At 49.6% G+C, this 20,997-nt stretch carries 23 protein-coding genes and 1 pseudogene; 15 read left to right on the forward strand and 9 right to left on the reverse strand.

Features of this window, described 5'->3' with window-relative positions; translation table 11 throughout:
• Positions 1 to 9: 9 nt before the first annotated feature.
• The 4 genes from oppC to SK36_RS09250 are packed head-to-tail and all read left to right on the forward strand — an operon-like array spanning position 10 to position 3,827.
• Positions 10 to 918 (forward strand): oligopeptide ABC transporter permease OppC, encoded by a 909-nt coding sequence (gene oppC, locus SK36_RS09235; RefSeq protein ID WP_045443607.1) that lies wholly within the window; start codon positions 10 to 12, stop codon positions 916 to 918.
• An 11-nt stretch (positions 919 to 929) separates the two neighbouring features.
• Positions 930 to 1,943 carry a murein tripeptide/oligopeptide ABC transporter ATP-binding protein OppD gene (gene oppD / locus SK36_RS09240; protein ID WP_048221369.1) on the forward strand — a complete coding sequence of 338 codons (1,014 nt, stop codon included), beginning with the start codon at positions 930 to 932 and terminating at the stop codon, positions 1,941 to 1,943.
• Positions 1,940 to 2,944, forward strand: coding sequence for a murein tripeptide/oligopeptide ABC transporter ATP-binding protein OppF (gene oppF, locus SK36_RS09245; RefSeq protein WP_045443601.1), 1,005 nt, complete (start codon positions 1,940 to 1,942; stop codon positions 2,942 to 2,944). The genes oppD and oppF overlap by 4 nt, the downstream gene beginning before the upstream one ends.
• 46 nt (positions 2,945 to 2,990) lie before the next feature.
• Positions 2,991 to 3,827 (forward strand): ion transporter, encoded by an 837-nt coding sequence (locus SK36_RS09250; RefSeq protein WP_048221370.1) that lies wholly within the window; start codon positions 2,991 to 2,993, stop codon positions 3,825 to 3,827.
• A gap of 35 nt (positions 3,828 to 3,862) precedes the next feature.
• Here the strand turns inward: SK36_RS09250 and SK36_RS09255 are convergent, their stop codons facing one another.
• Entirely contained in the window at positions 3,863 to 4,192 is a 330-nt protein-coding gene (locus SK36_RS09255) for an HI1450 family dsDNA-mimic protein (protein WP_003020691.1), read from the reverse strand.
• A gap of 34 nt (positions 4,193 to 4,226) precedes the next feature.
• The gene (gene cls, locus SK36_RS09260; protein WP_045443598.1) at positions 4,227 to 5,687 is read right to left on the reverse strand and encodes a cardiolipin synthase; all 1,461 of its coding nucleotides are present in this window, start codon (positions 5,685 to 5,687) and stop codon (positions 4,227 to 4,229) included.
• Between the two features lie 142 nt (positions 5,688 to 5,829).
• Between cls and SK36_RS24655 the strand changes: the two genes are divergently transcribed.
• Positions 5,830 to 6,003 carry a YciY family protein gene (locus SK36_RS24655; RefSeq protein WP_135322069.1) on the forward strand — a complete coding sequence of 58 codons (174 nt, stop codon included), beginning with the start codon at positions 5,830 to 5,832 and terminating at the stop codon, positions 6,001 to 6,003.
• Positions 6,004 to 6,058: 55 nt separating this feature from the next.
• Here the strand turns inward: SK36_RS24655 and SK36_RS09265 are convergent, their stop codons facing one another.
• Positions 6,059 to 6,355 (reverse strand): YciI family protein, encoded by a 297-nt coding sequence (locus SK36_RS09265; protein ID WP_003020675.1) that lies wholly within the window; start codon positions 6,353 to 6,355, stop codon positions 6,059 to 6,061.
• Between the two features lie 224 nt (positions 6,356 to 6,579).
• Between SK36_RS09265 and tonB the strand changes: the two genes are divergently transcribed.
• Positions 6,580 to 7,296: a TonB system transport protein TonB gene (gene tonB, locus SK36_RS09270; protein WP_048222668.1), complete on the forward strand. Its 717-nt coding sequence runs from the start codon at positions 6,580 to 6,582 to the stop codon at positions 7,294 to 7,296.
• A gap of 41 nt (positions 7,297 to 7,337) precedes the next feature.
• Here the strand turns inward: tonB and yciA are convergent, their stop codons facing one another.
• The 4 genes and pseudogenes from yciA to SK36_RS25010 all read right to left on the reverse strand — a co-directional run.
• A complete protein-coding gene (gene yciA / locus SK36_RS09275) occupies positions 7,338 to 7,739 on the reverse strand; it encodes an acyl-CoA thioester hydrolase YciA (protein ID WP_048221371.1) in 402 nt (133 codons plus the stop codon).
• Positions 7,740 to 7,903: 164 nt separating this feature from the next.
• Entirely contained in the window at positions 7,904 to 8,443 is a 540-nt protein-coding gene (locus tag SK36_RS09280; RefSeq protein ID WP_045443592.1) for a septation protein A, read from the reverse strand.
• Between the two features lie 56 nt (positions 8,444 to 8,499).
• Positions 8,500 to 9,243: a YciC family protein gene (locus SK36_RS09285; RefSeq protein ID WP_045443590.1), complete on the reverse strand. Its 744-nt coding sequence runs from the start codon at positions 9,241 to 9,243 to the stop codon at positions 8,500 to 8,502.
• Positions 9,244 to 9,271: 28 nt separating this feature from the next.
• Positions 9,272 to 9,358 (reverse strand): annotated as a pseudogene (locus tag SK36_RS25010) (YkgJ family cysteine cluster protein); the annotation flags it as partial.
• Positions 9,359 to 9,614: 256 nt separating this feature from the next.
• Here SK36_RS25010 and ompW point away from each other — a divergent pair.
• Both ompW and SK36_RS09295 read left to right on the forward strand, forming a co-directional pair.
• Positions 9,615 to 10,253: an outer membrane protein OmpW gene (gene ompW, locus SK36_RS09290; protein ID WP_045443588.1), complete on the forward strand. Its 639-nt coding sequence runs from the start codon at positions 9,615 to 9,617 to the stop codon at positions 10,251 to 10,253.
• A 701-nt stretch (positions 10,254 to 10,954) separates the two neighbouring features.
• The gene (locus SK36_RS09295) at positions 10,955 to 12,367 is read left to right on the forward strand and encodes a hypothetical protein (RefSeq protein WP_048221372.1); all 1,413 of its coding nucleotides are present in this window, start codon (positions 10,955 to 10,957) and stop codon (positions 12,365 to 12,367) included.
• Between the two features lie 91 nt (positions 12,368 to 12,458).
• Here the strand turns inward: SK36_RS09295 and SK36_RS24660 are convergent, their stop codons facing one another.
• Positions 12,459 to 12,806 carry a colicin E1 family microcin immunity protein gene (locus SK36_RS24660; RefSeq protein WP_045443573.1) on the reverse strand — a complete coding sequence of 116 codons (348 nt, stop codon included), beginning with the start codon at positions 12,804 to 12,806 and terminating at the stop codon, positions 12,459 to 12,461.
• A 404-nt stretch (positions 12,807 to 13,210) separates the two neighbouring features.
• On the opposite strand from SK36_RS24660, the gene nikA reads away from it, so the two are divergent.
• The 5 genes from nikA to nikE are packed head-to-tail and all read left to right on the forward strand — an operon-like array spanning position 13,211 to position 18,120.
• Positions 13,211 to 14,785, forward strand: coding sequence for a nickel ABC transporter substrate-binding protein (gene nikA, locus SK36_RS09305; RefSeq protein ID WP_048221373.1), 1,575 nt, complete (start codon positions 13,211 to 13,213; stop codon positions 14,783 to 14,785).
• Positions 14,785 to 15,729: a nickel ABC transporter permease subunit NikB gene (nikB, locus tag SK36_RS09310; protein ID WP_045443567.1), complete on the forward strand. Its 945-nt coding sequence runs from the start codon at positions 14,785 to 14,787 to the stop codon at positions 15,727 to 15,729. The genes nikA and nikB overlap by 1 nt, the downstream gene beginning before the upstream one ends.
• Positions 15,726 to 16,559, forward strand: coding sequence for a nickel ABC transporter permease subunit NikC (gene nikC, locus SK36_RS09315; protein ID WP_045443564.1), 834 nt, complete (start codon positions 15,726 to 15,728; stop codon positions 16,557 to 16,559). Before nikB ends, nikC begins: the two co-directional genes overlap by 4 nt.
• Positions 16,559 to 17,323, forward strand: coding sequence for a nickel import ATP-binding protein NikD (gene nikD / locus SK36_RS09320; protein ID WP_045443561.1), 765 nt, complete (start codon positions 16,559 to 16,561; stop codon positions 17,321 to 17,323). Before nikC ends, nikD begins: the two co-directional genes overlap by 1 nt.
• Positions 17,320 to 18,120 (forward strand): nickel import ATP-binding protein NikE, encoded by an 801-nt coding sequence (nikE, locus tag SK36_RS09325; RefSeq protein WP_048221374.1) that lies wholly within the window; start codon positions 17,320 to 17,322, stop codon positions 18,118 to 18,120. Before nikD ends, nikE begins: the two co-directional genes overlap by 4 nt.
• Before the next feature lie 31 nt (positions 18,121 to 18,151).
• Here the strand turns inward: nikE and pdxR are convergent, their stop codons facing one another.
• Positions 18,152 to 19,630, reverse strand: coding sequence for a MocR-like pyridoxine biosynthesis transcription factor PdxR (gene pdxR, locus SK36_RS09330; RefSeq protein ID WP_048221375.1), 1,479 nt, complete (start codon positions 19,628 to 19,630; stop codon positions 18,152 to 18,154).
• A gap of 109 nt (positions 19,631 to 19,739) precedes the next feature.
• Here pdxR and SK36_RS09335 point away from each other — a divergent pair, with 109 nt between their 5' ends.
• Both SK36_RS09335 and SK36_RS09340 read left to right on the forward strand, forming a co-directional pair.
• A complete protein-coding gene (locus SK36_RS09335; protein ID WP_048221376.1) occupies positions 19,740 to 20,477 on the forward strand; it encodes a GNAT family N-acetyltransferase in 738 nt (245 codons plus the stop codon).
• A gap of 99 nt (positions 20,478 to 20,576) precedes the next feature.
• On the forward strand, positions 20,577 to 20,996 hold the full coding sequence (locus SK36_RS09340; protein ID WP_045443549.1) for a translesion error-prone DNA polymerase V autoproteolytic subunit: 420 nt from the start codon (positions 20,577 to 20,579) through the stop codon (positions 20,994 to 20,996).
• The last annotated feature ends 1 nt before the right edge of the window (position 20,997 follow it).

Here is a 20,997-nt window from a genome sequence, read left to right on the forward strand (position 1 = left end):
GAGCTCGCTATGATGTTAAGTAAGAAAAACAGCGAGACACTGGAGAATTTCAGTGAAAAGCTGGAGGTCGAAGGTCGCAGCCTTTGGCAGGATGCTCGTCGACGCTTTATGCATAACCGCGCGGCGGTGGCAAGCCTGATAGTGCTGGTCATCATTGCGCTCTTTGTAACGCTGGCGCCTATGTTGTCGCAGTTTACCTACTTCGATACCGACTGGGGAATGATGTCCAGCGCGCCGGATACAGAGTCCGGACACTATTTCGGTACTGACTCCTCAGGACGCGATCTGCTGGTGCGTGTGGCGATTGGCGGGCGTATCTCGCTGATGGTTGGGATTGCTGCGGCGCTGGTGGCGGTGATTGTGGGCACATTGTACGGGTCGCTGTCGGGTTATCTGGGCGGCAAAATTGACTCTGTAATGATGCGTCTGCTGGAAATTCTCAACTCCTTCCCGTTTATGTTCTTCGTGATTTTGTTGGTCACCTTCTTTGGACAGAATATCCTGCTGATTTTTGTGGCGATTGGGATGGTATCCTGGTTGGATATGGCACGTATCGTGCGTGGCCAAACCCTGAGTCTGAAGCGCAAGGAGTTTATCGAAGCGGCGCAGGTGGGTGGGGTGTCTACCGTGCGTATCGTTATCCGTCACATTGTGCCGAACGTGTTGGGTGTGGTGGTGGTTTACGCTTCGCTACTGGTACCAAGCATGATCCTGTTTGAATCCTTCCTGAGTTTTCTCGGCTTAGGTACTCAGGAACCGTTAAGCAGTTGGGGCGCACTACTAAGCGATGGCGCTAACTCGATGGAAGTCTCTCCGTGGCTGCTGTTGTTCCCGGCAGGTTTCCTGGTGGTCACTTTGTTCTGTTTCAACTTTATTGGCGATGGCTTGCGTGATGCCCTCGATCCGAAAGACCGTTAAGGAGTGCTGCCATGAGCGTAATTGAAACCTCAACCGTGCCGCTCGCGCAACAACAGGCTAACGCACTGCTGGACGTTAAAGACCTTCGCGTGACGTTTGAAACCCCTGATGGTGACGTAACTGCGGTAAACGATTTGAACTTCACGCTGCGTGCCGGTGAAACGCTGGGCATTGTGGGAGAGTCTGGTTCAGGGAAATCACAAACGGCGTTTGCCCTGATGGGATTGCTGGCGGCGAATGGCCGCATTGGTGGATCTGCAACATTTAACGGGCGTGAAATTCTGAATTTACCCGAACGCGAGCTGAACAAACTGCGTGCCGAGCAAATTTCGATGATCTTTCAGGACCCGATGACCTCTCTGAATCCGTATATGCGGGTCGGGGAGCAGTTAATGGAAGTTCTGATGCTACACAAAGGCATGAGTAAAGCGGAAGCCTTTGAAGAATCCGTCAGAATGCTGGATGCGGTAAAAATGCCGGAAGCACGCAAGCGCATGAAAATGTATCCGCATGAATTCTCCGGCGGGATGCGCCAGCGTGTGATGATTGCCATGGCGCTGCTCTGTCGGCCAAAGCTACTGATAGCTGATGAGCCGACTACTGCGCTGGATGTGACGGTTCAGGCACAAATAATGACGCTACTGAATGAGCTTAAAAGTGAATTCAATACCGCGATCATTATGATCACCCACGACCTGGGTGTGGTCGCGGGTATCTGCGACAAGGTTCTGGTGATGTATGCCGGGCGTACCATGGAATATGGCAGCGCGCGCGATGTCTTTTATAAGCCCGTTCATCCGTATTCTATCGGCTTGCTCAATGCGGTGCCGCGCCTGGATGCTGAAGGCGAAGAGATGCTGACTATCCCGGGCAATCCACCAAACCTGTTGCGTTTGCCAAAAGGGTGTCCGTTCCAGCCACGTTGTCCGCATGCTATGGAAATTTGTAGCAGTGCTCCGCCACTGGAAGAGTTTAGTCCGGGCCGTCTGCGCGCCTGCTTTAAACCGGTGGAGGAACTGGTATGACAGCGGTTACTGAACAACGTAAAGTGCTCCTCGAAATAGCCGACCTCAAAGTCCATTTCGATATCAAAGACGGTAAACAGTGGTTTTGGCAGCCATCGAAAACCCTGAAGGCAGTTGATGGCGTAACCCTGCGACTGTATGAAGGTGAAACGTTAGGCGTAGTGGGTGAGTCCGGTTGTGGTAAATCGACGTTTGCGCGGGCGATTATCGGCCTGGTGAAAGCCACCGATGGCAAGGTTGCCTGGCTGGGTAAAGATCTGCTGGGTATGAAGCCTGATGAGTGGCGGGAAGTACGCAGCGACATTCAGATGATTTTCCAGGATCCGCTGGCATCATTAAATCCGCGTATGACCATTGGCGAAATTATTGCCGAACCGCTACGAACTTATCATCCTGGTCTGCCTGGTCAGGAAGTTCGCGATCGCGTGAAGGCTATGATGATGAAGGTCGGTTTGCTGCCAAACCTGATTAACCGTTACCCGCATGAGTTTTCGGGCGGACAATGCCAGCGTATCGGTATTGCTCGTGCACTTATCCTTGAGCCGAAGCTGATTATTTGCGATGAACCGGTTTCCGCGTTGGACGTGTCAATTCAGGCGCAGGTGGTAAACCTGCTGCAACAGCTACAGCGTGAAATGGGATTGTCGTTAATCTTTATTGCCCACGATTTGGCAGTGGTTAAACACATTTCCGATCGCGTGCTGGTGATGTATCTGGGGCATGCGGTGGAATTAGGCACTTATGATGAGGTGTACCATAATCCGCTGCATCCTTACACCAAAGCCCTGATGTCGGCGGTGCCAATTCCCGACCCTGATCTGGAAAGGAACAAGACTATCCAGTTGCTGGAAGGCGAACTGCCGTCACCGATTAATCCTCCGTCAGGTTGCGTGTTCCGCACGCGCTGCCCGATTGCCGGACCTGAATGTGCGAAAACGCGGCCGGTTCTTGAGGGGAGTTTCCGCCATGCGGTTTCCTGCCTGAAAGTAGACCCGCTATAATCGAGAGGGCTGACAAAAGTCAGCCCTTCTTTCAGGTGAGGTGAATGTGTCTGGCTTAGTGTCTTCTGTCCGGCGTGCGCTCTATCGTAAATTATTCGATTTAAACACGCGTTCAGGCCGTCGTTTTGAAGGCATGTGTGCGCTGTTTGCGTTGCTCAGCGTCATTGTTATCTTCGTTGAGTCAGGCGTTGGGACGCAATACCATTTAACTTTTGATGAATGGCGTTCTTTCGTTTGGCTGGAGATATTTATTACCCTGGTTTTCACAATCGAATACCTGCTTCGATTGTGCTGCTGGGCTAATCCAGCTAAATACGTGTTTAGCTTTTGGGGAATTATTGATCTGGCCACCATATTACCGCTGTATGTGATGTGGCTATGGCCTGAAATCAGTCTTAATTATGTTTTTGCCTGGCGAGCGATGCGTGCCATTCGTGTGCTGCGTATCCTCAAACTCCTGCGCTTTATGCCATCATTGCGCGTATTCTGGAGTGCCATCAAAAGTGCGCGTCATCAGCTGATCCTGTTCTATTCATTTATTGCCATTCTGATGATTATTTTCGGCGCGTTGATGTACCTTATTGAAGGGCCAAAATATGGCTTTACTACGCTGAATGCGTCGGTCTACTGGGCAATAGTGACGGTAACGACGGTGGGGTATGGCGACATCACTCCACATACGCCATTAGGTCGCATGGTAGCGTCGGTGCTTATTTTGATTGGTTATTCGGTGATTGCGATACCGACGGGGTTGATTACGACGCATATGAGCAGTGCGTTTCAACATCGCCAGAATCAACGTAAATGCTCTCAGTGCCAGCAGAGCCAGCACGAACACAGTGCACAATTTTGTAATCGCTGTGGAAGTAAACTGCCTGATTAAATAAAAAAAGCTGCGAGAGCAGCTTTTTTGTTTGATTATTCGCGCCAGAGAATGTGGCAGAGTTTGTGATCTTTTTCGCGGCATAACAGAACGCGCGCGAAAATATCGTTAATCTCACCATCTTCGGTATCGGCCAGACCGATCACTACTTCGGCAAAAAAGTCAGGATTCAGGTCAAAATCGACGTGCTCCTGCCAGTCTTCCGCCGGGTCAAATAATTCTGCGCCGCCACGCTCTTCAAATTGCAAATTGAACAGAATGATGTCAGCAGGATCGAGGTTGTCTGCTGCCAGTTCGAGAAAAATATCATAAGCCTGCTCAAGCGTTTCATCTTCAGTCAGGCGATTGTTCAAATCCATATCCATAATGACTACCTGTTTACCGTCTCTTGGGCACGTTTTACAGCAACGGGCTAAAGAAGTAAAACAGTCGCTCGGTGATCCGCTGCCAGAGTGGTCGTTTTACCCATAAACGCGCATCAAGCAGGCGGGAACGGGAGATGTAATCGTCCTGTACCGCTGCAAGATCGGCACCAAACCCGGCATCGTCAATCACTAACGTGATTTCAAAGTTCAGCCACAGACTACGCATATCCAGGTTCACAGTACCGACCAGACTCAACTCGCCATCGACCAGCACGCTCTTGGTGTGTAACAGGCCGCCTTCAAACTGGTAAATTTTGACGCCAGCAGCCAGCAGCTCGGTGAAAAAAGCCCGGCTTGCCCAACCCACCAACATTGAGTCATTCTTGCGGGGAAGAATAATACTGACATCGACTCCACGCTGTGCCGCCGTACAGATGGCGTGCAACAGATCGTCGCTGGGGACGAAGTAGGGCGTGGTCATAATTAAATATTCGCGTGCGGAATACGCAGCGGTCAATAAAGCCTGATGAATTAAATCTTCAGGAAAACCCGGACCTGACGCAATGGTGTGAATTGTGTGCCCGCTGGCCTGCTCAAAAGGCATAATATTGACATCAGGTGGCGGCGGTAAAATGCGCTTACCGGTCTCAATTTCCCAGTCACAGGAGTAGACGATCCCCATGGCTGTCGCTACCGGGCCTTCCATCCTCGCCATCAGATCAACCCATTGGCCGACACCTGAATCCTGTTTAAAGAAACGTGGATCCACCATGTTCATGCTGCCGGTATAAGCGATGTAATTATCGATCATGACCATTTTACGGTGCTGGCGCAGGTCCATGCGGCGCAAAAAGACACGCATTAGGTTAACTTTCAGCGCCTCGACAACTTCGATGCCGGCGTTACGCATCATGGCGGCCCACGGGCTACGGAAGAAGGCCACGCTGCCTGCGGAATCCAGCATCAAACGACAGTGGATCCCCCGACGTGCTGCCGCCATTAATGATTCAGCGACCTGATCGGCCATACCGCCAGGTTGCCAGATGTAAAACACCATCTCAATATTATGCCGTGCCAGTTGTATGTCGCGGATAAGCGCCTGCATAACGTCGTCAGAACTGGTGAGAAGCTGAAGCTGATTCCCCTTAACACCTGCAATTCCCTGACGTCGTTCGCACAGCTTAAATAAAGATGCGGCGACGCTGCTGTTCTCCTGAGCAAAAATATGCTTACAAGCTTTGAGATCGTTCAGCCACTTGGCCGTTGAAGGCCACATCGCCCTGGCCCGTTCGGCGCGGCGCTTACCGAGGTGGAGTTCACCAAAGGACAAATAAGCAATGATCCCTACTAATGGCAGAATATAGATGATCAAAAGCCAGGCCATTGCTGAGGGTACTGCGCGTCGCTTCATCAGAATGCGTAATGTTACGCCAGCAATGAGTACCCAGTATCCCAGAATGACCAGCCAACTCACCACCGTGTAGAAGGTTGTCATAAATTTAAAAATCCTTTTGAAAGCGTATTGTTAAGAGTTTACGCATCAAGATTCATCTGGCAAATAAAAACACGGGAAAACCACTGGTCTGCGTTCGGTCTGGCGGTATAATGCCCACTCTGTGACTGGAAGAGTAGTTAACATGAAGCGTAGTAGAACGGAAGTGGGGCGCTGGCGGATGCAGCGTCAGGCCAGCCGCCGTAAAGCGCGTTGGCTTGAAGGACAATCGCGTCGTAATATGCGTATCCATACCATCAGAAAGTGTATTCTCAACCATCAACGTAACTCGTTACTGTTTGCGATCCACGGAATCTGATCGAAAAAGGGCACCCCAGTGGTGCCCAATGTATTTCTATCGCTTTCTTTCTAAATCAAAATACTTTTTTGTACGGCTTCACTGAAACCTGTGCATAGACCCCTGCTGCCACGTACGGGTCCGCTTCAGCCCACGCTTGTGCTGCTTCTAAAGATTCAAATTCGGCAATCACTGTTGAACCCGTAAATCCCGCAGCTCCCGGATCGTTGCTGTCAACTGCCGGCATTGGGCCTGCGGTCAGAAGACGACCTTCGTCATGGAGAAGCTGTAGACGAGCCAGATGAGCTGGACGCACGGAAAGACGTTTTTCGAGAGAGTCGGCGATATCTTGAGCATAAATAACGTACAGCACGGGAAGAGCTCCTTAATCGGTAAAAGTCGTTAATTACGTTATTGGAAAGGTCTGGTAACTGCAACGTAAAGATAACCGATTTGTTAAGACCACATTATAATGATGGTTTATTTACATGAAATTGCGTTTTAAATGCCGCTTACTTCACTGGCCTTATTGAATATGATTGCTATTTGCATTTAAAATCAGGGCCTGGTTTTTTAACTGAAACGATTATGACTTCAATGACCCTTGATTTACCTCGTCGCTTTCCCTGGCCGACGTTACTTTCCGTCGGCATTCACGGTGCTGTAGTGGCAGGTCTGCTGTATACCTCGGTACATCAGGTTATTGAACTGCCTGCGCCTGCGCAGCCAATCTCCATCACAATGGTTGCGCCCGCCGATCTCGAACCACCTCAGGTAGTTCAGCCGCCGCCGGAACCTGTCGTGGAGCCTGAACCGGAACCTGAGCCAATCCCGGAGCCACCGAAAGAGGCGCCGGTAGTGATTGAGAAACCGAAGCCTAAACCAAAACCGAAACCAAAACCGGTGAAAAAGGTACAAGAACAGCCGAAGCGTGACGTTAAACCGGCTGAACCACGTACGGCTTCGCTGTTTGAAAATACCGCGCCTGCTCGTCCGACTACCAGTACCGCGTCGGCAACCAGTAAACCTGCAGTGAGCGTACCCGCTGGTCCGCGTGCGTTGAGCCGTAATCAACCGCAGTATCCGCCGCGTGCGCAGGCCCTGCGTATTGAAGGCCGCGTAAAAGTTAAATTTGACGTCACATCAGATGGTCGGGTGGAGAATGTGGAAGTACTTTCCGCACAGCCTGCCAATATGTTTGAGCGTGAAGTGAAGAATGCGATGCGCAGATGGCGCTATGAGGCAGGAAAACCTGGATCTGGCCTGGTGGTGAACATTGTCTTCCGAATGAATGGCACCACACAAATAGAGTAAGAAAAACAAACAAAAAAGCCTCCATTGGAGGCTTTTTTGTATTACGCCTGAACCGGTATCGGACGAGGCTTGCCGTCTTTATCAACCGCGACGTAGATAAACAGGGCTTCAGTAGCCTTATAGCGCTGACCGATAGGCTCTGACGCCACTTTCTTTACCCAGACTTCAATATTAATGCTGATTGAAGTAGTGCCGCGTTTCACGCAACGTGCATAGCAGCAGACTACATCACCCACGGCAACCGGGCGCAAAAAACTCATTCCTTCAACTCGCACCGTCACCACACGGCCATGTGCGATCTCTTTGGCCTGAATAGCGCCACCAATATCCATCTGTGACATCAGCCAGCCGCCAAAAATATCGCCGTTAGCATTTGTATCAGCAGGCATGGCCAGAGTGCGTAAAACCAGTTCACCCTGAGGGGTGTTATTCGTTGTTGTCATTGTAGAACCGACTGTAGAGAAAGATTACAGGCGCGATGCTACTATGATTTGCGGGCTGAGAACAGAGCTGATGCGGTGTGCAGAGCAGTGGAAAAGAGGGGATATGGCAATGAGGAATGCTTCCGGATGAAAATTCGCCAGATCCGCAGATCTGGCGAAAGATATTACGATTTGTCTTCCTGCGGCAGGTGGCGGTAAATATAAACTCCGCTCAGCAGCGTGAAGAACAGCGTTAGCGCGGTCAAACCAAATACTTTGAAATTGACCCAAATGTTTTGTGGTAGCCAAAATGCGATGTAGATATTTGCAAGGCCGCACAGGATGAAAAAGACGGCCCAGGCTAAGTTAAGCTTTGACCATACCGGCTGTGGCAGCGTCAACTCTTTGCCTAACATGCGCTGAATCAGCGGTTTTTTCATCACCCACTGGCTAAACAACAGCGCGCCAGCAAACAGACCATAAATCACAGTTACCTTCCATTTAATGAATTCATCGTTGTGGAAGAAAATGGTCAGGCCGCCAAATACGGCAACCAGAACAAAAGTGATTAACGCCATCTTCTCGACCTTGCGATAGCGGACCCAACTGTAAATCAAAACCACTGCGGTAGCGACAATGAGCGCTGTAGTCGCCGCATAGATGTCGTAGAGCTTATAAAAAGCGAAAAAGACAACCAGCGGTAAAAAATCAAGAAACTGCTTCATTCTTCAATTCCGTAATCAAAAAAGCACCGGCCAGGAAGGCCGGATGCGTTCAGGGTTTACTGGCGAATCAGCATATACAGGCGGAACAAATAGATCAGCAGCACGGCAGAAATCATATTGCTCAGCGTATTCGCCAGCACCGCGCCAACGTTCGGCGTTAGTACTGCAAAACTTGGCGCAAACAGCAACAGCAGCGTTTTTGCCAACAGCCAACCGATTACTGCAGGCGCTACCAGTCGCATATTAGACCATGCCAGACGCATACTGTTGCGCATGGCCGCAAAGACACCCATTTTATCCTGAACCATCATCACTGGCGCGAGGGCAAGCAGAATAGCCAGCAGAATGCCGGGGACGACAACCAGCATAATACCGACTTGCACCAGCAAGGTAGTCAGAAAAATCAGAATAAACAGCTTGGGCAATACCGGTGCACTGGCACCAATGGCGCGTAATGCGCTGACCCGATGGCCTGCTGAAATCAACTGAATCATCAGAATGACGCCGCCCGCGAGGATGGCATTACCAATAAGTCCAGAAAATGTCGATGCTGCAGACGCGCGTAACAGGATTTGCTGTTGTTCTGGCGTCATGTTTTGCACCAGATCAAACAGACCCACGCTGCTGGTTAACTGATCTCCTTCGCTGAGTTGCGCAATCTGTGCGTCGCTGGGAGAAAAGGCATGCCCTAACACCACTGTGATAAACGCGCACAATAACGATACCAGCAAGATGGTAATAAATTGATTACGGAAAAAGTTTCCCGTGTCACGGTAAACGGATTTCGCCGTGATAGACATGCACTCTCCTTGAGTTTTGCAGGTGTTCATTTGCGGGCAATTGTACCCTGGATAACTCTACAGTGGCAGCATCGCAAGATGTATTGAAAAGCATATCTTTGTAAAGCTCCGGTAATTTTTGGCTATGACTTCAGCACCCTGCAACAACGTTGTGTGTTCTCTGTACAGTACACGGGCGAAAATACTTGCGTGGCGAAAATATATCAAAATTGATCTGAATTAATTTAACCTGGATTTTGAATGCAAGTTCTAACTTAATCTGGATCAATAAATGTTAAATTACTGGCCTCAATGTGATCTGTGTTAGATCATTTATTACTCCATTGTAGGTATATTCACTCCGCTTTTATAACCATAACGATGGAGCGGACATGAAAAAATTAACAGTTGCAGCATTGGCTTTAACAACTCTTCTCTCTGGAAACGCATTTGCGCATGAAGCCGGGGAGTTCTTTATTCGTGCAGGTTCTGCAACAGTAAGACCAACGGAAGGCGCGGGTGGTACGCTGGGAAGCTTAGGCGGCTTTGATGTCAGCAATAACACTCAGTTGGGACTGACATTCACCTATATGGCAACTGACAATATTGGTGTTGAATTGCTGGCAGCGACGCCGTTCCGTCATAAAATCGGAACGGCAACAACGGGAGATATTGCAACCGTTCATCACTTACCGCCGACGTTAATGGCGCAGTGGTACTTTGGTGACTCCAGCAGCAAACTGCGTCCTTATGTTGGTGTCGGTGTTAACTACACCACTTTCTTCGACGAAGGATTTAATAATAACGGCAAAGAAACCGGATTATCGGACCTGAGCCTGAAAGACTCCTGGGGCGCAGCGGGGCAGGTGGGTATGGATTATCTGATCGATCGTGACTGGTTGATTAACATGTCTGTGTGGTACATGGATATCGATACCACCGCGAGCTATAAACTGGCTGGTGCTCAGCAGCATGACAGTGTGCGCCTCGATCCGTGGGTATTTATGTTCTCTGCGGGTTATCGTTTTTAAGCTCTTCTGCAAAACTCCTCTGTAAAACTGGTCGTTTATCGGCCAGTTTTACCCACTCTTTCCCACGTGTATCGTTGTAATGTTCACGTATTGCTTTACTGCGATGACCTAACAAAATTTGTATGTCGATCCCTTGCTCACTGGATATCCTTTCAGCCAAAGAACGTTGCTCATGGAAAGAACAAGGGCTCTGGTGGTAGAGTAAATACGGGCTAAGTATCCTGTCCCGGCACTGAGCGATCACATCCTCAAGAGAAATGTTGGACTTGTTACAGTGTCACTTTAAAGGTGTCGTGATTTTTGCACCTGTTTGCTTTGTTCAACGAAGAGGTGATTATCTCGGATATCTGAACATTTCATATTACAAAGATCGGCCAACCGCTGCCCTGTGATGATGGCCAGCAACATCCTTTGTCTGCAGGAAGTCATTATCTTTAGCGGTAAGTGGGGCGTTTTCCTGTTTAAGCGTTTCTCCGGTTTCGTAGATGTGGGTTCTTAAAGGAGATTATTGTCCGCATGAAAGGATTTGCACCTCCACTGCCGATACCTCCATAACGGTGCGCTACCTCACCAGGGCTGATAAGTGCCAGGAGCGTCCGTCACTATCCTCACGCGAGTTTAGTGATAGGATGCGTCAGACTAATAATTTATCCCTTGATGCCGATACCTTTATTTCTTAATCAATATATGAAGGAACATATATGTATTGTATTCGACCTTTAGTGCGTCCACTTTGTTTTCTGGCGCTGTTGCCGTTTTCTCTCGTTCAGGCTACTGATAAACCTGCATTGATAGGTGGTGGTGTTAACCCCTTGTCTGTAACCAGAATTCACGATCGTGTGAATTATATGGTGTCGCTAAACTTCAATAACGGAAAAACGGCTCAGCAATGGCGTTCCGTTGATTGTAAACAGGGTAAGGCACAGCTTCTCTACAAGGATTTATTGAATGAGGAGGGATTTACCAAAGCTCGCTATTACGGCAACAGTTACCTCCGTTATGCTCCTGCTCAAGATGATAAGCAAATGACGGAAGAGGATATACGCGCGGTTTGCCAGCTACCGATAAAAGATGCAATCTGGGAAAGATTATCTCCCACGGATACAGTCGGCATTACCGAACTTGTCGATGTTAATAACATCCAGCGCATTGGTGATATTTTGTCGGTACGTATGGGGTATGACTTTGCTGATATCATCTGGGAACCGCCTTATGATGCACCGTTGGAATTAAAGATTGAGCATTACTTATATAATTGTAAAACGCATCAAGGAGATGCTGTAGCGTTAATGAACTTCGACAGTGAGGGGCGCGTTACGGACTCACTTATCACTGCTGATATTGTCCGTCGTAAGAGTGACTTCAAAATTAACACGCAAAAGGCACAACGCTTTGAGCAACTCTGCCAGTTACCCGCGGGGAAATCATTCAAAGCCGAAGGGCATTTTATACCCGCCGCTAACAAGCAAGCCTCAACATTGATGGGGCCATCAATGCCCGAACTGAGTAATAATAATCCGCAGTGGCTGAATAAATTCCCTCTGTCTGCTGCTATTGAACACCAGACTCAGTCATTGATCAAACCATGGGCGATTCCTCGCTTTAAACAGATTCGTTATACCGAAGTTAGTGCGCTTGGCAAGACCAAAGTACAACTGGATGCACAACCGGATGGATATATACGCAAGCTGGAAGATTATGGTATCTGGACGGTGCAACGTTTAACTCTGGGTAATCAGCTACAGCTGAAGTTCACCATGTCTATTAGTAGTAGCACTACATTGCTTAACACATTGCAGACGGACCTGCGTTTCCCGTTAGTGGCTGGTCAACAATATCAGGCTCAATGGGACAGTATTGACTCCAATAAGAAAGTCACTGCATCAGCGCTACGTTGCGACGTAACGGAAGAGGGAGATGCACATAGCATTGCACCTGAGTTTAGTGGGAAATATCTATTAGTGGAGTGTCATGCAACTAATGAAGGGCAACCGGGAAGTCGTGACAAACTTGCCTGGCTGCAAGATCTCAACGTCTTCGTGCCGGTTACTCAGCAATTGGGAGATAAACCTGAAAATCCAGTGAAACTGGAAAATGTTAGTGTGATACGTTAATAACCAAACGAGCTCACCGCTTTAGCCGGTGAGCCTTTTATGACCGGCTCCCCATTTGATTAAGAGACCGAGACATTTAAGCATTAAAATCTCATAATTTTGAAAGGGTTTTAACAGATTTCACAGCTAAAAATAATATGCAAACTGGAATTGTCAGGATAAAACAGAAAAATTCAAAAATAACGACTAAACTGCCACCTGTGGAGCTAGTGAAGAAGTCTCGTTGCCAGAATTCTTTTTTTGAAAACAAAAGGGCGGTTTTTTCAATAATATACTTTGAAAAAGGGAATAAAAACGAGTTAATCAACACAGCGAGGAATAACTGATATGTCAACTCACTCTCGGGGTTGTTCATCCAGGAATAGAAAAATACACCAATTACTATTACGCTCCACACACTATTTTTAAGATAGTATTTGAGTGTCATCCCTGATTCCATAAGGCTCCGCTCCTGTAGTTAACAACGTTCCATCCGCAAGCAGCATGCTAACAAGATCGAAGGGAAAATCAATAACGATAATCATTCTCAGTCGTGATGATGGTATCTCGCAGGGGCATTATTGATTGCGGACTTCTCACTTAACCCATACGACGATTTGGTTCTGATTTGTGATCTTGATGATAGCCAGGCGATATGAAGGCCTTTTACCGACCAGTTTTCTCTATTCTTTCCCACATGTCGCTGTCGTAGCCAGTCGCGAATTTCCTGCTACTTCCCAACAAAATTTATTGATAACGAAAAGCTTATTTATCCTGGCATTGATCCTGAACAATTAAAAAGTATGATGAATTACTAAAATCATCATACTTTTTTAACTTACATCTATCGTCTTCGGGGGCACCATCTTGTCCAGACTAAACCGCACACTCATAGCGCTGCTGGCATGCGCGCCTTTTTTTGCACAGGCAGCAGCCTCCGATGAAATCACCACTGCATGGCCGGTGAATGTGGGGCCGTTAAACCCACATCTTTATACACCTAACCAGATGTTTGCTCAGAGCATGGTTTATGAGCCGTTGGTGAAATATCAGGCGGATGGTTCGGTAATTCCGTGGCTGGCAAAAAGCTGGAGTCACTCGGAAGACGGTAAAACCTGGACTTTCAACTTACGTGATGATGTTAAATTCTCTAACGGTGAAGAATTTGATGCTCAGGCCGCAGTGGAAAACTTCCGCGCAGTACTGGATAACCGTAAACGGCATGCCTGGCTGGAGTTAACCAATCAAATCACGGATGTTAAAGCGTTAAGTAAAAATGAACTGCAAATCACACTGAAGGATGCGTACTATCCTTTCCTGCAAGAGTTGACCCTGCCGCGACCTTTCCGTTTTATTGCACCTTCTCAGTTTAAAAATAACGAAACCCTGAACGGAATTAAAGCGCCGGTTGGCACCGGGCCCTGGGTGCTGAAAGAATCGAAACTCAACCAGTATGATGTGCTGGTGCGCAATGAGCATTACTGGGGTGGAAAACCTCAAATTCAAAAGGTTACTGTCAAAGTGATCCCGGATCCAACCACACGGGCTGTCGCTTTTGAAACAGGTAATATCGATCTGTTATATGGAAATGAAGGGCTACTGCCTCTTGATACCTTCGCACGCTTCAGTCAGAACCCTGAATACAGAACGCAGCTTTCAGCACCTGTTGAAACCGTGATGCTGGCGCTCAACTCAGCAAAAGCACCAACTAATGAACTGGCTGTGCGTGAAGCATTAAATTATGCAGTTGATAAAAAAACGCTGATAAAAAATGCGTTGTACGGTACTCAGCAGGTAGCAGATACGCTGTTTGCGCCATCCGTCCCTTACGCCAATATCGGTTTGAAGCCGCGCGAATACGATCCACAGCACGCAAAATCTTTGCTGGAACAAGCTGGCTGGACTCTGCCCGCCGGAAAAACAATTCGAGAAAAAGCCGGTCAACCGTTACATATCGAACTGGCCTATGTCGGTACCGATGCGCTCAGCAAATCAATGTCTGAGATTATGCAGGCAAATATGCGCCAGATTGGTGTGGATGTTGCTCTGGTCGGGGAAGAGGAGAGCAGTATATACGCCCGTCAGCGCGATGGTCGCTTTGGTATGATTTTCAATCGCACCTGGGGGGCGCCGTATGATCCACATGCTTTCATGAGTTCAATGCGTGTACCATCCCATGCTGACTACCAGGCCCAGCTTGGTCTTCCCGACAAAGCGCAAATCGACAAAGAGATTGGTGACGTGCTGATTTCCACAGATAAAACTCAGCGCCAGGAGCTGTATCGTGACATTCTGACCCGTTTGCATAATGAAGCGGTTTACTTACCAATCAGTTATATGTCGATGATGGTGGTCGCTAAACCTGGCCTGGGGGAGATCCCTTACGCACCGATTGCCTCGGAAATCCCGTTTGAACAGATAAAACCGGTGAAACACTGATGCTGCGTTATGCTATACGGCGAATTCTGCTGCTGATTCCGATGATTTTCGCCGCGTCAGTGGTTATCTTTTTAATGTTGCGTTTGGGAACCGGCGACCCGGCACTTGATTACTTACGTTTATCTAACCTGCCCCCAACGCCTGATATGGTGGCTTCCACACGAGTCATGCTTGGGTTGGATCAACCACTCATTGTGCAGTACGGTCGCTGGCTGTGGAAGGCCGTGCATCTGGATTTTGGTATCTCTTTTGCTACTCAGCGCCCGGTGCTGGATGATGTGATGCACTTTCTGCCTGCCACTTTACAGCTGGCGGGCGCTGCACTGGTACTGATCCTGCTAACTTCTGTACCGTTGGGAATTTGGGCTGCTCGTCATCGCGACCGCCTGCCAGATTTTGTTGTGCGGATAATCGCCTTTCTTGGTGTATCAATGCCCAACTTCTGGCTCGCTTTTCTGCTGGTCATGTTCTTCTCGGTTTATTTGAAGTGGCTGCCCGCGCTGGGCTACGGCGGCTGGCAGTACATCATTCTTCCTGCTGTGTCGATTGCTTTTATGTCGCTGGCGATTAATGCCCGCTTGCTGCGTGCAAGCATGCTAGAGGTTGCCGGGCAGCGTCATGTTACCTGGGCGCGTCTGCGCGGCCTGAACGAGAAGCAAATCGAACGCCGTCATATTCTGCGTAATGCCTCGTTACCGATGATCACCGCTGTGGGAATGCACATTGGCGAATTGATTGGTGGAACGATGATTATTGAGAATATCTTTGCCTGGCCAGGCGTTGGACGTTATGCCGTATCGGCAATTTTCAACCGTGATTATCCGGTGATCCAATGCTTTACGCTAATTATGGTGGTGGTATTTGTTGTTTGTAATCTGGTGGTTGATTTACTGAATGCCGCAGTAGATCCACGTATTCGCCGTCATGAAGGAGCGCATTCTTGAACTTTTACCTCTCTTCACGCTGGTCGGTACGTCTGGCACTGATCGTTATTGTTTTGCTGGCTGTGATTGCGCTTACCAGCCAGTGGTGGTTACCCTATGATCCGCAGTCAATTGATTTACCATCGCGTCTGTTAGCCCCCGATAGCCAGCATTGGCTGGGGACTGATCATCTGGGGCGCGATATCTTCTCCCGCTTGCTGGCAGCAACCCGGGTGTCGCTCGGTTCGGTCATGGCCTGTTTAATTCTGGTACTGACATTGGGGCTGATCGTCGGAGGAAGCGCAGGATTGATTGGCGGCCGTGTCGATCAGGCCACAATGCGTGTCGCGGATATGTTTATGACTTTTCCGACTTCAATCCTCTCTTTTTTCCTCGTCGGTGTGCTGGGTACAGGACTGACCAATGTCATTATAGCTATCGCTCTGTCGCATTGGGCATGGTATGCACGAATGGTACGTAGCCTGGTTATCTCCTTACGCCAACGTGAATTTGTGCTCGCTTCCCGACTTTCCGGCGCCGGTAATGTCAGAATATTTATCGACCATCTGGCCGGAGCGGTGATCCCCTCATTGCTCGTCCTGGCAACTCTGGATATTGGTCATATGATGCTGCACGTGGCGGGAATGTCATTTCTTGGCCTCGGTGTGACCGCGCCAACTGCCGAATGGGGTGTCATGATCAACGACGCTCGCCAGTATATCTGGACTCAGCCGCTACAAATGTTCTGGCCAGGGTTGGCGCTGTTTATCAGCGTAATGGCCTTCAATCTGGTGGGGGATGCACTGCGTGATCATCTGGATCCCCATCTCGTCACGGAGCATGCCCACTGATGCCACAACAAATTGAGCTGCAAAATCTTGTTCTGCATGCAGAGAAACCGCTGGTCAACGGCGTGTCACTGTCGCTTAAACGCGGACGTGTACTGGCACTGGTAGGGGGAAGTGGAAGCGGAAAATCGCTAACCTGTGCCGCCGCGCTCGGCATTCTTCCGTCGGGTGTCCATCAAACTGCGGGAGCCGTTCTTGCAGATGGTAAACCGGTTTCCCCTGGCGATCTGCGTGGTGTAAAAGTTGCGACAATTATGCAGAACCCACGCAGCGCATTTAATCCGCTGCGAACCATGGCTGCACATGCGCGGGAAACCTGCATCGTGCTTGGGAAACCTGCAGATGATGCCACGCTTATCACGACTCTGGAGGCCGTGGGGTTAGAGGATGCCGCTCGTGTTCTCACTCTTTATCCCTTTGAAATGAGTGGTGGTATGTTGCAACGCATGATGATTGCAATGGCGGTGCTGTGTGATGCGCCGTTTATTGTGGCAGATGAACCGACAACCGATCTGGACGTGGTCGCGCAAGCGCGCATTCTCGATTTGCTGGACAGCATTATGCAAACTCGTGCGCCAGGGATGCTGCTGGTGACCCATGATATGGGCGTAGTGGCGCGACTGGCCGACGAGGTGGCGGTAATGGATCATGGCAATATCGTTGAGTACGGCGACGTTCAAACTCTGTTTCGGACGCCTCAACATACCGTCACGCGTAATCTGGTTTCTGCACATCTTGCTTTGTACGGCATGGAGTTAGTCTTATGACACTACTGACGGTCACGGGTATTTCACATCAGTATGCCCATGCGAATTTGAGCGGCAGACACCAGCATCAGTCTGTATTAAAGGATGTTTCATTAACACTTAAAAGCGGTGAAACGGTTGCTTTGCTGGGGCGCAGTGGTTGTGGCAAAAGCACACTGGCACGTTTGCTTGTTGGTTTAGAATCTCCGACTCAGGGTTGCGTCAGTTGGCGGGGAGAGCCACTCACCCGGTTGAATCGGACAAAGCAAAAAGCATTTCGCCGGGATATTCAGATGGTATTTCAGGACTCCATTAGTGCCGTTAACCCACGTAAAACCGTACGTGATATTTTACGTGAACCCATGCGCCACCTGCTATCACTTAGTAAAACAGAACAACTCGCGCGTGCAAACGAAATGCTTAAAGCGGTTGATCTGGACGACAGCATACTCGACAAACGTCCGCCACAGCTCAGCGGTGGTCAGCTACAGCGTGTCTGTCTCGCACGGGCATTGAGCGTTGAGCCTAAGCTATTAATTCTGGACGAAGCGGTGTCTAACCTTGATCTGGTGCTGCAAGCTGGCGTAATTCGCTTGCTCAAAAAACTGCAACAGCAGTTTGGCACTGCCTGCCTGTTTATTACCCATGATTTACGCCTTGTCGAACGTTTTTGCCACCGGGTGATGGTGATGGACGACGGGAGAATTGTTGAAACGCAAATCGTGGGTGAGACACTAACTTTCTCTTCTGATGCCGGACGAGTACTACAGAATGCGGTACTCCCCGCATTCCCTGTGCGTCACACTCAGGCATCATAAGGTTTAAATTGGATGTTACGTACGCTCACGCTTAACTGCGGCATGTTTTGACGTTCCGCCCTTGTTTAATCAGGTCTGTAAGCATGCCGATCGCCGCCGGAATATCGTTACTGGAGGTATTTCCGTAGCCAATCACAAGACCAGAAACCGCGCCGGGCCTCGTACAGAATGATGACAAAGCCTGAACGCCCAGACCATGCTGGTGGGCTAATTCAGCGATCCTTTTGTCATCATCTCCCGCTGCCAGCTTCAGCGTCAGGTGCATTCCTGATTTACCCCCGAGAATCTGATCTGGTGAAAAGTCGGCTATCAGCGCCTCGCGTAAAATACGCTGGCGCTCGCGGTAGAGTCGTCGCATCCGCCCCAGATGTCGGCCAAACTCTCCACTTTTCATGAAATCAGCCATAGCCATCTGCTGCAATTGTTGGCCATTTCGGAGAATTTCATTCAATACCGTTTTTGCCTGTGCCATTACGCGCGCAGGAAGTACAAGGAATCCCAGCTTTAAGGAGGGAAACATCGTCTTACTGAACGAGCCGATGTAGAGTACAGGCGTATGTGATACGAGTCCCTGCATGCTGGCTATCGGTCCGCCAGAGTGCCTGAAGTCGCCATCGTAGTCGTCTTCTATCAACCATGCTCCGGTGCGGCTGGCTTTTGAAATCAGCGCCAGTCGTCTGGCGACGGACATCACCGCCCCGGTGGGATATTGATGGGCAGGGGAGGTATAAATTAGCCTTGGTGTATGGGTCGTCCATGCATCCTTTGGTACGCGTATACCTTCTTCGTCCACCGCCATCAATACCGTATGCAAATTACCAGCAGAGAATGCTGCCTTTGCCCCACGATAGCCGGGGTCTTCCATCCAGACTGTATCGCCAGGATCTGTCAGCAGCGTTACGCAAAGCTCCAGCGCCTGTTTTGCTCCCTCAGTCACGATTATCTGGGAAACATCGCAACGCACTCCGCGCGCAACATACAGATGCGTTGCTATCGCTTCTCGTAGAGTGCGTTCGCCTGCCGGTTCGCTATAGCCCAGCGAGTGGGATTGCAACTGTCTGACCGCCCGGTCAAGGGAGCGTCGCCAGGCAGCCAGCGGAAATTCCCTGATTGCGGGCATGCCGGGAGATAACAGTGCATCGTGTACCGGTTGTAACGGGGTTTCCAGAATCGGTCTGAGGCGATCAGCCAGACGGACTGCGGGCGTGTCCGGCGATACCGGGGAGACGTTTTTGCGGTCGGCGCCTGACAGGGATGCCACACGAGTGCCCTGGCGATCGGCCAGAATATACCCTTCTGCTGCCAGGTGTTCATAAACGTTCACAACGGTATTTCGCGATACACCGAGCTCTTTTGCCAGCGTTCGGGATGATATCAGGCTCGAGCCCGCCGGCAGGTGGCCACTCAGAATCGCCTGCTGAATACGCTCTGTAAGCTGTTTTTGCAGAGATAGCGGTTCACCGCCTGGGGAGATTGCCCCCGGCGTCAGAGGGGCGGTGATATCAAACATATGTCGTGGACCTATCAAAAACTAAAACCGTGGCTCTTTTCAGGATACCACAATTATTTCATCCTCTGACTCTGTTAATGATCCCGTCTCAAAGGAGCTGATCGTCACCATGACTAATATAATGAATCGCTTTAACCAGCCTGTCGGCGCCGAACTCTCTGGCTGGAGTGGCGCGAAACTTCCCGGTGAAAAATCACTGGAAGGTCGCTATTGTCGGCTTGAACGCATCAGCGCTGAACGTCATGCAGCTGATCTTTATGAGGCATACTGCGAAGCGCCGGATGAGCGCGACTGGACCTATCTGCCGTCAGGACCTTTCGAGAGTGAAGTATCCTACCGCACCAGTCTGCTGAGTGCCAAAACGTTGCGCGATCCGCTGCATTACGCTGTGATTGATAAGGCCAGCGGCAAGCCGTCTGGTACGGTTGCACTTATGCGGATTGATCCCGCTAACGGGGTCATTGAGGTCGGCTATGTGACCTATTCGCCGCGCATGAAGCGTACGCGTATATCTACGGAGGTTATGGCGCTGCTGCTTCGCTATGTTTTTGAGGAGCTCCGTTATCGCCGGCTGGAATGGAAGTGCGACTCACTCAATGCTCCGTCCCGAGCGGCGGCAGAACGCTTCGGCTTCCGATTTGAAGGCATTTTCCGCCAGGCCGTTGTGTACCGCGGGCGCAACCGTGACACCGCCTGGTATTCAATCATTGACGGTGAGTATCCTGCGTTGCGCATCGCCTACGAAAAATGGTTAGCGGCAGATAACTTCGATGATGATGGTAATCAACAGGAAAAACTCGGTAACTTGATTGCAAAAATGCGACAGGATGAACCGCAATATCGTTAAGCCTGCAGCAGGCAAAATCAGCATGGACATCCCTTTCTTGATCTGTTTTCCATAAAATACTACTGTATATAAATACAGTTATTGTGAAGGCAGATCATCATGTTGTTTTTCCAGCCTGCGGAACTCCGCGAAATCAAAAGCTTCCCGCTATTCAGTGACCATGTGCCCTGCGGATTCCCCTCGCCAGCTCAGGACTATGTTGAGAAGCGTATTGACCTGAATGAGTTGTTAGTGCGTCACCCCAGCGCAACGTATTTTGTAAAATCTTCCGGGGATTCCATGATTGGGGCAGGGATCAGTAATGGTGATTTGCTGGTCGTCGACAGTTCCAGAAAAGCAGTTCATGGCGATATTGTTATTGCTGCTATCGATGGTGAATTCACGGTTAAACGTCTGCAACTTCACCCGACAGTTATGCTTAAACCGGAGAACAGCGCCTACGCTCCCATTCTGCTGGGTAGCGAGGAGACGCTGGATGTCTTTGGTGTGGTGACGTTTATCGTAAAAGCGACTGTCTAAT

Origin of the sequence: Citrobacter sp. MGH106, assembly GCF_001037495.1 — a bacterium.
Lineage (GTDB): Bacteria > Pseudomonadota > Gammaproteobacteria > Enterobacterales > Enterobacteriaceae > Citrobacter > Citrobacter murliniae.